At 66.9% G+C, this 11,770-nt stretch carries 10 protein-coding genes; 6 read left to right on the top strand and 4 right to left on the bottom strand.

Annotation, left to right across the window (positions count from 1 at the left end; genetic code table 11):
- Positions 1 to 256 precede the first annotated feature (256 nt).
- A complete protein-coding gene (locus tag AB0H64_RS42620) occupies positions 257 to 502 on the top strand; it encodes a hypothetical protein (RefSeq protein ID WP_357637015.1) in 246 nt (81 codons plus the stop codon).
- Positions 503 to 547: 45 nt separating this feature from the next.
- Here AB0H64_RS42620 and AB0H64_RS42615 read toward each other — a convergent pair whose 3' ends face one another.
- Positions 548 to 718, bottom strand: coding sequence for a hypothetical protein (locus AB0H64_RS42615; protein ID WP_357637013.1), 171 nt, complete (start codon positions 716 to 718; stop codon positions 548 to 550).
- 156 nt (positions 719 to 874) lie between these two features.
- Between AB0H64_RS42615 and AB0H64_RS42610 the strand changes: the two genes are divergently transcribed.
- Complete coding sequence (locus tag AB0H64_RS42610; RefSeq protein ID WP_357637011.1) at positions 875 to 1,597, top strand: hypothetical protein; 723 nt, start codon at positions 875 to 877, stop codon at positions 1,595 to 1,597.
- A 131-nt stretch (positions 1,598 to 1,728) separates the two neighbouring features.
- Here the strand turns inward: AB0H64_RS42610 and AB0H64_RS42605 are convergent, their stop codons facing one another.
- Positions 1,729 to 1,992: a hypothetical protein gene (locus tag AB0H64_RS42605; protein WP_357637021.1), complete on the bottom strand. Its 264-nt coding sequence runs from the start codon at positions 1,990 to 1,992 to the stop codon at positions 1,729 to 1,731.
- A gap of 143 nt (positions 1,993 to 2,135) precedes the next feature.
- Entirely contained in the window at positions 2,136 to 3,095 is a 960-nt protein-coding gene (locus AB0H64_RS42600) for an SAM-dependent methyltransferase (protein WP_357637008.1), read from the bottom strand.
- Positions 3,096 to 3,554: 459 nt separating this feature from the next.
- Between AB0H64_RS42600 and AB0H64_RS42595 the strand changes: the two genes are divergently transcribed.
- The gene (locus AB0H64_RS42595) at positions 3,555 to 4,508 is read left to right on the top strand and encodes a hypothetical protein (protein WP_357637005.1); all 954 of its coding nucleotides are present in this window, start codon (positions 3,555 to 3,557) and stop codon (positions 4,506 to 4,508) included.
- A gap of 4 nt (positions 4,509 to 4,512) precedes the next feature.
- On the opposite strand, the gene AB0H64_RS42590 is transcribed toward AB0H64_RS42595, so the two are convergent.
- Positions 4,513 to 6,654, bottom strand: a complete 2,142-nt coding sequence (locus AB0H64_RS42590) for an ATPase (RefSeq protein ID WP_357637002.1) — start codon at positions 6,652 to 6,654, stop codon at positions 4,513 to 4,515.
- A 720-nt stretch (positions 6,655 to 7,374) separates the two neighbouring features.
- On the opposite strand from AB0H64_RS42590, the gene AB0H64_RS42585 reads away from it, so the two are divergent.
- The 3 genes from AB0H64_RS42585 to AB0H64_RS42575 all read left to right on the top strand — a co-directional run bounded on the left by AB0H64_RS42585 (position 7,375) and on the right by AB0H64_RS42575 (position 11,735).
- Complete coding sequence (locus AB0H64_RS42585) at positions 7,375 to 8,790, top strand: cytosine permease (RefSeq protein WP_357637000.1); 1,416 nt, start codon at positions 7,375 to 7,377, stop codon at positions 8,788 to 8,790.
- A 139-nt stretch (positions 8,791 to 8,929) separates the two neighbouring features.
- The gene (locus AB0H64_RS42580) at positions 8,930 to 10,522 is read left to right on the top strand and encodes a hydantoinase/oxoprolinase family protein (RefSeq protein ID WP_357637018.1); all 1,593 of its coding nucleotides are present in this window, start codon (positions 8,930 to 8,932) and stop codon (positions 10,520 to 10,522) included.
- Between the two features lie 103 nt (positions 10,523 to 10,625).
- On the top strand, positions 10,626 to 11,735 hold the full coding sequence (locus AB0H64_RS42575; protein ID WP_357636998.1) for a DUF917 domain-containing protein: 1,110 nt from the start codon (positions 10,626 to 10,628) through the stop codon (positions 11,733 to 11,735).
- Positions 11,736 to 11,770: the final 35 nt, after the last annotated feature.

The following is an 11,770-nucleotide window of genomic DNA, read 5'->3' as shown; positions in this document are numbered from 1 at the left end:
GCCTCGCGCGCCTGCGCGATGACGGCTCCCAAAACTCCCGGATCGTGCATGTGCACGCGTGCATGGCCCTCGGTGCAGGCGCGCGCGTGCGCGCATGATGCCTCGCGAAAGTCGCCGACCTGCGGTGGTTCCTGTTTTTCGACCGGGGATGAGGCGGGCGGTCATGACGCTGTGGTGCCGGTGGCGGCCAGGTCGAGGTGGTCGGGTGGCACGCCGCGGCGGGCACAGCGCGCACCAGGGCTGGCCGGAGTGCGGGTTGATCTGGTTCGCCGCCGGGTTCGCCGTGTGGGCAGGGTGGGGCGGTGCGGCGGTTGTCGGCGGCCTGGCCGGCGTGGCGGCGGTCGGCCTGTTCGCGGACGTGGCCCTGCCAGTCGGCCAGGTTGTGCGGCTTCACGGCTTGCTCGACGGCGGCCGCGATCGCCTCGGCTTCGCCGGCGTCGACGCCGAGCTCGTTGCGGACGATGTCGGCCGGCGCAGATGCCGGACAGGATGTGCAGGTTGATCCCGCGCGGGGCGAGCTCGTCTTCGAGAAAGACCAGCAGCTCCTTTATGCTGCGGGCGATCGGTCAGGCTTGGTGATGATCAGCGTGTTGCCGGTCTTGAGGGACGCCACGGTGGCGGCCAGCTTGGGCCGGTCGCGGCGGTGCAAAAACACGATCAGCGGGCGGACAGCGTCACCCCGTCCCGGAACGACCGTTTCCGAGACGGGCATCAGCACGCCGTTCCGGCCCGATCGGCAGCTCCGGCCCCGGCATAAAGGCGAAAGCGGTCACGCTCATGGCGAGTCCGTGCATTGGCATGGCAGCGCGCTTGCGTGCGGGAGACCATCGGGGGATACCCCGCACCCCCCACCTTCGGTGAAGGAGATCTCCGCATGGTTGAAGTGGCCAATTGGATCGCTGACCGCTACCAACGCCTCCAGGAGTGGGCGCGAGAGCGGTTCGCTGATGATCCACGCGAGGCTGAGATCGCCAAGTACTCGATCCTGGTCGTCTGCGTCGCGGCCGTGCTTCTCCTGGCGGCCGTGCTGATGTGGCTGGCTGTCACGGTGCTCGGCGCCCTCATTCAGGGTGTCGCCAACGGCCTGATCACCGGCGGGACCTGGACACTGGAACGGGTCGCCGACTGGCACCTGACCGCGGTCGTCACCACGCCAGTCCATGCCTACATCACTGCCCACGCCGCTGGCCTGCCGACGGGAGCGGAGGTCATCTGGTCGGCCTGGGCGGTGACCGGACCGATCCTGTGGCTGCTCTGCTGGCTGACGGGCTCCTCCTGGAGCGCCCGCTTGGCCTGGCTCCTGTACGGCGCCGGCACCGTCGCCATGGTCTACAGCGCCAGCCCCGCCAGCGGGCGCATGCTCGCCGCGGGCACTTCCGTCCTGTACTGGGGCGTGCTGTCGGTGTTCGCCTTGCGAGGCATGCGCCGCCAACCCACCATGCATGTCCACCCGGCCCCGCCACCCACCACCGCGCTGGAACAGCTGCGAGCACGCCTGGACGAACAGTTCGGCGAAGTCCAAACGCGCTTGACCAGCATGGAGGAAGCACTCAACGACCAGCTCGCCGCCCGCAGAGCAGAACAACGCGATCGCTGACTCGTAGGCCCTCAAACGACCTTGAAAACACGAACGCCCGTCGGCGTTACGGCCGGCCCCGCTTCCACTGGACACATCGCTCGTTCGGATGCGCCGCACCGAGCTGGCGCTCGGGCCGCGCCCGAGGTTGATCAACTTACGCCAAGTGCTGACGCCACCCCTCGCGCGAGGGTCTCAATAATGTTGGGGACGTAGAAGATCACTCCGATGACCACGGCCACAACGACGAACTGCACGAACCGCGTGATCTCCTTGGTGAAGAGGAAGAACAACGCCACCACGGAGACCGTCACGAGGAACAGAGGTCCGAAGAACCCGCGCAGAAAGTCCGCCAGCCCTTGCGTGTCGAGCTCCGCTGGTGCGGGGCTCGGGCTGGTCAGCAGGAAGAACAGGATGCCCGCATCGTGGCTCACGTGGATGTCTCCCTGTGATCGTGATGGTTGCGGTACCTGGAAGGCAGTGCCTGGGCCCTGATCGGAGGAGTGAAGCCTCGGCGGCCAGCCCCTTCACTCCTCTGATCAAGGCCCAGGAACGATCCTCATGACTGGTTCGGGTCCTGCCAATGGTGGGTGACCGCAGGACGGTCGCTGTCATCCTCCGTATAACTGGCCCAGCGGTATGGCAGCCGCGCTACCGCTCCGTACACGCCGGCGATGTGCGGTTCCCAGGGCACCGATGGGGTGATGGTGGGGCGCCAGTGTGAGATCGGCACGATGCCGGGCTCCAGCAAGTCCAAGCCGGTTAGCAAGGGGGTGAGCTCGTGGCAGTGGCGCGGGCTGCGGATGCCGGCGACGACCTCGATCAGTTCGTGGCCTGTGGCGCATCCCCAAGGGTGCAGCTGGTCGAGGGTGACCTGCAGGATGGTCAGGTAGCTGCCGGGGCACATCAGGCGGCGAAGTCGCGTAAGGGTGTGCAGGGCTTCATCGTCCTCCAGCTCGTGGAGGTTGCCGAGGATGAGCCCAACAGGCTGACGCCAGTCGATGAAGGTGTTCAGCACCGGATCGGCCAGCACGAGGTCTGGCTGGCGGGCGTCGCCATTCAGGAGGCGGATCAAGTCAGTGGAGGGTTCGACGGTGGCCCGGGCGGTGGCCAGCACCAGCGGGTCGGTCTCGATGTAGACGACACGGGTGCTCGGCGCGCTCTCACGGGCGATGTCGTGCAGCTGCTGGCCGGGAGGCAGTCCGGTGGGAACTCCAGTGCCGATGATGACGAACTGGTCGATCCCTAGCTGGGAGAGCTCGGCGATGACGCGTTGGTAGTAGCAGGGGATGGCTTGCAGGGCGTGAAGGGCGGGCACGCCGGCGATGTCCATGAGATCGATGAGTCGGTCCCGGTCCGCGGTGAAGTTGTTCTTGCCGCCGAGTGCGGCGTCCACGATCCGCTCAAGCCGAGGTCGTTCGGGGTCGAGCCGCAGGAGGTCTTGAACGGCTCGTTCGGTTCCTGGAGTGGTGCATCGTGATCGATGGGCCCTGCGGTAGGTCGATGTCGGAGAGATCATGGGGGATTGCCTCGTTCGCGTACTGGGCCGGCGTGGTGGTGAATCGGCGTCTGGGCATCGATCCGCGCGGTGAGCCGTCTGCGTCATGTCCGCTCTCCGTGCTCTTGCTGGCCGTGGCTGGAGCGGCCGCAGGGGGTGCTGTGGCCAAGCACCGTTGGGCGAACTCCATGGCCGACCACACATGATGACGCGAATTGTGATCGGCACCGGCCCCGTAGAGAGGCAGTACGGCGTTGTGCATGGATGCGTAGGAGCACCCCGAATGTGCGTGCTCATAGTGCACCCCGAGGAGATTGGGACATTTGGGATCCTTGCGTTCCCAAGACTTGCGCCCAGATGATCTATTGTCAACTAGTTGACAATAGATCATCTGGGTTCTTGAATCGATCTCAGAAACACTGCCCGCCCCTTCTGCTGCGCCGCAGGCAGGGTGTTGTGCGGGGTGATGAAGGAGGCTAGGTGACGACTCATGACGATGTCACGCTGCTCACTCTGCCCTCGCTTACCTGCCCATTTCCTCTCCAGGTCAGCCCTCATGCGGATGCGGTGCAGTCGGGTACCCAAGAGTGGATCCGCCGCTTCGGTGTTCTCACCCCGCAGCAGCTACGTCACTTCGATCGGGCGGCCTATGGCCAGCTCGCCGCGCGTGTCTACCCCTATGCACGCCAGCCTCTCCTGCAACTGGCCAGCGATTGGTGCGGCTGGTTGTTCGCTATCGACGACGTGATCTACGAAGAAGACGATGCCAGCACGGCGGCCGTGGGCATGATTCCGGAGCTACGCCGAGTCCTGGCCGGGCTTCATGCCGGTACTACAGGTTTCGGGCGAGCTCTGGCCGACATTCGCGCCCGCATCGCCGCCCAGGTCAACGCCGACCAGCTTCACCGATGGACGGCAGCGACAGGAGAGTACCTGTTCGCGCAGACGTGGGAGAAGGCCAACCGCTCCGGTCATCAGGTTCCTGCGTTGGATGCCTATGTGACGATGCGGCGATTCACCGGCGCGATGTACACGGTCTACGCGCTGATTGACGTTGTGGCCGAGCAGCCGCTCACGGCTGAGCTCTGGGCCGATCCTCAGGTGCGTGCTATCTGCCGTCATGCGGGCGATGTGGTCGTCTGGGACAACGACTTGATCAGCTGGCCGAAGGAGCGGCTGTCGAGCAATGGGCTCAACAACCTAGTCATGGTGCTGACCACGCACGCGAGCCTGTCAGTTCCCCAGGCGGTTGAGCGGATCGTCGAGATGCGTGAGGAGGCCGTGGGCCAGGTCGCGGCGCTGGGGGAGCTGCTCATCGCTCGCCGGCAGGAGAACGTCATCGCTTTCGTACGCGGCTTGCAAAGCTGGATTAGCGGTTCGGTGGCCTACTCGCTGCGCAGCTCCCGATATCTGGCGACGGCAGTACAGGAGTAGGGCGTCAGCTGCCCGCCGCGATGAGGTCCAGCACGTCCATGGCCAGGCCCGGAGCACCGCCTTCGCCGAGGGCAAAGCCGATCGCGTCCGGCAGGCTTAGGGAAAGGCCGTGGGCGAAGGCTTGCTTGTAGCGCTGCTCGCCGATCATCTCCTGGACCTGCTGAGCGCACTGTGCGTGCTCGTCAGCGAAGCGGGGTGATCCCATCATGGGAAGCCCGTACTCCCGCCACGACACCTCTGCTGCCCCCTGCAGCACCGCGGCCGCCGACGCGGGGTAGCCGGCCCGCACGACGAGCTGGGACAAGGCTTCCAAGCACAACACAATGCCGAGGACATCGTGGAAATGACGTTTGATCTTCAAGGACGCGTGCAGAGACGTGATCGCGTCCTGGATCCGATCAAGGGCTCGGAAGGCTAGGGCCTGGACGTACAAGGCATAGGAGCGCAGCCACAACTCGCCGTTGGCGTGGCAGTGCTCCAAGCACTCGCTCAGCAGCCCCAGCGCCTGCTGCGGCTGTCCTTGCATGATGATCACGAGGGCTAGTTCCACGATGGCAGGCAGGAGGCCGGGGTTGAGGTAGGTGGGATCGCCGCGCAGGTATTCCAGCGCCTGGCCGAGGTATCGGCCTGCCCCTTGGAGATCGCCGCCGAGGAAGGCGGCCGTCCCCAGCATTTTGGTGGCGACCACGACCCCCTCGGGGTACCCAATGGCGATGGCCTCATCCCGACAGGTGGTGGCGGTCGAGGTGGCCCTGGTCAGGTCGCCCTGGGCGTTGGCTAGGTAAGCCTCCATCCATAGCGCCTTGCAGCGTGTTGTGGAGGGCGTGGTGTTGATGGTCAGGGCTCGTCGAAGGTGATGACGTCCTTCGGCGCTAAAGCCGCAGGCTACCCAGAGGAACCACAGCGCTCCGGCCAGTTCCAGGCCGTGGTGGATTTCCTCCGGGTGGCTGAGACTCCACTCGAGCGCCGCGCGAATGTTCGGCAGTTCGTCGCGCATTCGCAGGTACCAGTGCACCTGTCCGCTGCCGGACCAGGCAGCTTCACCGCAGCGGGCCAATGTCAGGTAGTGGTCGCGGTGGCGGCGGCGCAGGCGTTCTGTCTCGCCGAGTTCGGCCAGCCACATCGCGCCGTATTCGCGCAAGGTGTCCAACATGCGGTAGCGCCGGTTGTGGGCGTCGTCGCGGGTGAGGATCGACTTGCGGACCAATGAATCAAGAAGGGCCGGCGTGTCGGTGATTTGAGCATCGCTGCACACCTGCTGCACCGCGTCCTCATCGAAGTCGCCAGCGAACACCGACAGCCGTGCCCACAGGAGTCTCTCGGTGGGTTCGCACAGCTGGTGACTCCAGCCGATGGCCGCATACAACGTGCGATGCCGCTGGGGGAGACCCTCGAGGGTCGCGTTTGCGTGCAGGGCACGCGTCTCGTTGATCTGTTCCAGGATCTGCGCGAGCGAGAGGTGTCTTAGGCCAGCGGCAGCCAACTCCAGGGCCAGGGGGATTCCCTCCAGCTTTTGGCATACCTCTTGGGCCAGGGCTAGGTGATGGGGGTGCGCCTCGAATTGAGCCGCCTGGCGCGCCCGGCGGAAGAAGAGCTCTAATCCCTCTACCGTCTCGCCGGCCATATCCGGGGCATCTGCATCCGTGACCTGCATCGGGCCGACGTGAATGACGTATTCATCTTCCAGGCCCAGAGGCACCCTGCTGGTGGTGAGAACGTGCAGCATCGGCGCCGCACGCAGGAGAGCGGAGATCAGCGTACCGATTGGCTGCGGAAGGCGCTCACAGGTGTCCAGGATCAGCAGCAGGTGCCGGTTGGCGAGGTGTTCGCCCAGCACCTCGGCCTCATCACGGGCCGACACATCCGCTAGTCCGAAAGCATTGATTACCGCGCTGGGCAGGACGTCGGGATCCTCTAGTCCGGACAGCTCCACCATCCACACGCCGTCAGGGAAATCGGCTCGCAGTTGACGTGCGACGTGCAGCGCGATCCGAGTCTTGCCCATTCCTCCGCCGCCACACGCTGTGACCAGCCGTGTTTGACCAATGGCGCGGGCCATGCGCGCGCACACCTCGGCGCGGCCGACGAAGGCTGTTGTGGGCGCCGCGAGGTTCCCTTCGTGAGCGGTCAGCCAGCGAAAGCTCATAGCCAGCACCTTCCTGGGGCAGCAGACGAATGGGGTGGGGGTTCCTCAGCAGCACACTTGGATGCCGTGCATCACTGCGTCATCCATCCGCCAGAGTCCTGCGGATTCTGGGTCGGCGGCCGGCTTACGGGGATCGTGAGCATCCCATTCGCGCCACCAGCGTTGAGCGAGCGGTGTGTTCGCCAGCCGGGTGGTGTCGTTCAGCCACGCGCCCATGGCGCCCCCCTGCGGCTGCTGACTCTCACCGACTTCCAGCGATCTGCGTACTGACAGCGGCGGTTCTATCCCACCTGCTGGCCGGAGGGCCCACCACCTTCGGGTGCTCCCGTGCTTGTCTGACGCAGACGAGGTGTACTTCACGAACTATCGCTCCTTTCCGCCAGTGCGACCGAGGCCAACCACGAGTTGGGCTGGGGTGGTGACTATGCCGCAGGCGCGGCTGAGGAGAAATGGCCATTTCGCCCGTAATGGCTGCTGGGCTGGGCATCTCGCACTCGGCGACGGCATTTCGGTAGGGAGTCGTTCCCGATGATGGGTCGGCGGTGCGGGTGAATCAGCAAAGATGCGGCGGTGAGCACCGACTGTCTCGCCCGGCTGGATCGGTCTATCCCCAGGTCGGGCAGGGTATGGCGAACGGGGCCGCGCTCTGGCGGGATTTGCCGGCGCTAGCGACTTGGCGCCTTCGCTTCTGTGCATAATGCACTTTGGGGTGGTGATCGTGTGCAATCCGCCTCTTCTCGTGTACTCCCCTTTATCTCTAACGTCGCACTGTCAACTGGCACATCACCGGGAAAGGGACGCAACGTGTCGCAACCCCCCACCGTCACCGCCTTACCCTCCGGCGCAGGCCTCGCCCGAGATGACTACGCTCTCGAGCGCGTCCCGGCTTCCGCTCGCTACGGCTGGACCACCATCGCGGTGCAGCGTTTCGGCCTGCTGTCGGCTCTGTCGCAGTTCCTCCTTGGCGCGACCCTTGGCATGGGCATGACCTTCTGGCAAGCCGTCCTGGCCGTCACCCTCGGGTCGGTCATCCTCGAGGTGGTCGCCATCGCGCTCGGGATCGCCGGCATGCGCGAGGGCCTGTCCACCAGCCTGTTGGCCCGTTGGGCCGGCTTCGGCAGGTACGGCTCCGGCCTGGTTGGCCTGGTCATCGCCGTCTGCCTGCTCGGCTGGTTCGGCGTGCAGACCGCTGTGCTTGCCCAGGGCGTCTCCTCCCTACTCGGCGGCTCACCCGCCTGGATCTGGGCGATTGTCGGCGGCCTGGCCATCACCGCAATCGTCGTGCACGGCTTCGCCGGCATGGCCTGGACAGCATGGATCACCGTCCCAGCCTTCCTGGCGCTGGCCGGCTGGGCGATCGCTGCCGAACTCGCCCAGCGGCCCATCGGCGAACTGATCACCTCCGCCCCGGCCGGGCCGGCGATGAGCCTGGCCCAGGGGGCCACATTGGTCGCTGGCGGCTTCATTGTCGGCGCCGTGATCTCGCCCGACATGTGCCGCTTCAACCGCAGCGCCGCCGACGTCGTCAAGCAGACCGTCATCGGCATCTCCCTCGGCGAGTACGTGCTCGCCCTGATCGGCGTCCTGCTCGCGCATGCCCTGCGCACCGGCGATGTCGTCACCATCGTCACCACCACCTCCGGCACCCTCGGCGTCCTGGTCCTCATCACCGCCACCGCCAAGGTCAACGACTGGAACCTGTACGCCGCCAGCCTCGGTGTGACCAACACCCTGCACACCGCCTTCGGCCTGCGCGCCGGCCGCGCCACCATCACCGTGGCACTCGGCGTCGTCGGCACCGCGCTGGCCGCCCTCGGCATGGCCGACCACCTGGTGGACTTCCTCATCGTGCTGGGCGTGGCCATCCCGCCGATCGCCGGCATCATGGTCGCCGAGTACTTCGTGGTGCGCTCCTGGGGGGCCGAGCTCGAAGCCTCCCGCGAGCGCGGCGAGTTGCCTGCGCGGGCACCCGGCTGGATCCCGGCGTCGCTGGTGGTGTGGGTGGCCGCGGCGCTGGTCGGCCACTTCGTCACCTGGGGCATCCCCGCCCTCAACGCCCTGTTGGCAGCGTTCGTGCTCTACATCCTCGTGGGCAAGGCCGGGCTGACCGGCGCAGCTCGCACGCCGACATCATGAACTTCGCTTGCTGCCCCGGGTGTGCCGGCGCCCGGTGAGTACGGGCACGTCCTCAGGGCTTCACCATCACTTCCCTTCCCCTTCCCGGACTCGGGACCATCCCGACCGCATCCTCACCCGGAGACAGGAGCACACTGCCTTGCGTATAGGGATCGACGTGGGCGGCACCCACACCGACGCCGTCCTTCTCGACCACGCCATGACTGTTGTGGCTGAGGTAAAAACCGCGACGACAGCCGATCGCACCCATGGCATCGTCAACGCGCTGACGGGGCTATTGGAACGCAGCAGACTTGATCGAAGCCTGGTGTCCGCCGTCATGATCGGCACCACCCACTTCACCAATGCGCTGGTTACCCGCCGACGCCTGGCGCGCACCGGCGTCGTACGGCTGGCGCTGCCGGCCACGGCTGCCCTGCCACCCGCCTCCGCCTGGCCCCCTGAACTCGTCGAGGCCATCCGCCCAGCCGTGCACTTATGTCATGGCGGCCACGAATTCGACGGCCGCCCCATCTCTCCGCTCGACCCTGACGAGCTCAAACGCGTGGCTGCCGACCTGGCCGCGCAAGACATCACCACGGTGGCGATCAGCTCGGTCTTCTCTCCTGTCACCGCCGAGGCTGAGCTTGCCGCGGCCGACATCCTGCGGGCCGAACTGCCGCACCTTCGCGTCAGCCTGTCCCACCAGATCGGCCGCATCCGCATGCTGGAGCGGGAGAACGCCACCATCATCAACGCCTGCCTGCTCGATCTGGCCGACGAGATCGTCGACGCCTTCACCGGCGCGCTGCAGGCCGTCGGGGTGCGCGCCCCGCTGTTCCTGTCGCAGAACGACGGCACTCTCATGGACGCCGAATACACCCGTCGCTACCCGGTGCGTACCTTCGCCTCCGGGCCGACCAACAGCATGCGCGGTGCCGCCTTCCTGGCTGGCCTCACCGACGCTGCCGTGGTCGACATCGGCGGCACCACCGCCGACGTCGGCGTGCTCGCCGGCGGCTACCCGCGTCAGGCCAGCACCGATGTGGACATCGCCGGCGTGCGGACCAACTTCCGCATGCCGGACGTGGTCTCCATCGGTTTGGGCGGCGGCAGCCGCGTCATCCGCCAGCCCACCCTGCAGGTCGGCCCCGACTCGGTCGGCTACCGGCTGACCGAGGAGGCGCTGGTCTTCGGCGGGAGCACGCTGACCGCCACCGATCTGGCCGTGGCCGCCGGCCTGGCCGACCTCGGCGACCCCGCGCTGGTCCGCCACCTGGACCGCGACCTAGTCCGTCGCGGCACCGCGTGGATGGCCGACCGAGTCTCCGCCCTGGTCGACCAGATGCGCTTGACCGCCGAGCCGCTGCCCGTCGTCATCGTCGGCGGCGGCAGCGTCCTCATGCCGCCTACGCTGCCCGGCGTGCCCGAGGTGCGCATCCCCGAGCACCACGGCGTCGCCAACGCCATCGGCGCGGCCATTGGCCAGATCGGCGGCGAGGTTGACCGACTGTTCGTCACCAGCCCTCAGCACACTCGCGACGACGTCCTGGACCAGGCCAGGGTCGAGGCGGTGGATCTGGCCATATCCGCCGGAGCGGTGCCGCAGAGCGTCGAGATCGTCCACGTCGACGAGATCCACGTCAATTACCTGCCCGGCAACGCTGTACGCGTCATCGCCCGTGCCGTGGGAGACCTCGACCTCGGCCGCACACCCACCAGGGAGGAGAACGGCCAGTGGGCCACGACCTAACCCGCAGGACCTGCGCAACCAGGCCGAACACGCGGCCCCCCACAGCACGTGGCGGCGGCCACTCCAGCAGCGGCCACATTCACACTCCGAAGGAGACCGGCCAGTGGGCTACGACCTGACCCTGCAGGGCCTACACGATCTGGCCGAAGGCGCCGCCGTCCTCGGCACCGGAGGCGGCGGCGACCCCTACATCGGCCGGTTGCTGGTCGAGAAGGAGATGGCCGCAGGCCGTCGTGTGCACATCATCGGCGTGGACGAATTGCCCGATGATGCGCTCGTGTTGCCGTCCTCGATGATGGGCGCACCGACGGTGTTCGTCGAGAAGTTGCCGTCCGGCGGCGGCAACGTGGCCGCCTTCCGCGCGCTTGAAGCGCACCTCGGCCGCGCTGCCCACGCCGTCATGCCGACCGAGTGCGGCGGACTGAACAGCATGATCCCGCTCATGCTCGGCGCCCAGCTCGACCTGCCCGTGGTCGACGCCGACGGCATGGGCCGGGCCTTCCCCGAGCTGCAGATGCAGACGTTCGGCGTGCTCGGCATCTCCGGCTCGCCGATGGCCATCGCCTCCGACCATGGAGACACCTGCATCATCTCTGCCACCGACAACAAACGCATGGAGCAACTGGCCCGCGCGCTGACCATCCAGATGGGCGGCGCCTCCTACATCAGCGACTACCCCATGAACACCGCCGAGGTCCGCCGCACCTCCGTCCACGGCACGCTGTCACTGTGCCGCCAGATCGGCGAGACGCTCCGCCACGCCCGCGCCAGCCACGCCGACCCCTTCGACAAGGTGACCGCCATGCTGGCCGACACCATCTACAGCCTCGGCGTAGTCTTGTTCCGCGGCAAGATCGTCGATGTCGAGCGCCGCACCGTCGACGGCTTCGCCCGCGGCAAGGCGCGGCTGCAATCCACCACAGATCCGGACGACATCCTGGAGATCACCTTCCAGAACGAGCACCTCGTCGCCCGCCGCAACGGCACGGTCATCGCTATCGTGCCCGATCTCATCTGCACCCTCAACAGCGAGAACGGTGCGCCCATCCCGACCGAGTCGCTCGCCTACGGCCAGCGCCTGACCGTCTACGGCATCTCCACCCCGCCCATCATGCGCACCCCCGAGGCGCTGGCATGCTTCGGCCCAGCCGGCTTCGGCCTGCCCGACCCCTACACCCCGCTGGAGGATCTCCTCCCCGTCGCCCGACTCTGACCCACCCAAGCGGGCTGGTCCCTGGGCACGGCGCC

Origin of the sequence: Nonomuraea sp. NPDC050733, assembly GCF_040654215.1 — a bacterium.
In the GTDB taxonomy this organism is placed as follows: Bacteria; Actinomycetota; Actinomycetes; order Streptosporangiales; family Streptosporangiaceae; genus Nonomuraea.
Note: the sequence above shows the minus strand (reverse complement) of the source record. Positions and strands in the feature narration are given on the sequence as shown.

Excerpts from the sequence above, each read along its gene's own strand:
- AB0H64_RS42610 (WP_357637011.1), top strand. The coding sequence starts at position 875 with ATGGTTGAAGTGGCCAATTGGATCGCTGACCGCTACCAACGCCTCCAG.
- AB0H64_RS42600 (WP_357637008.1), bottom strand. The coding sequence starts at position 3,095 with ATGATCTCTCCGACATCGACCTACCGCAGGGCCCATCGATCACGATGC.
- AB0H64_RS42590 (WP_357637002.1), bottom strand. The coding sequence starts at position 6,654 with ATGAGCTTTCGCTGGCTGACCGCTCACGAAGGGAACCTCGCGGCGCCC.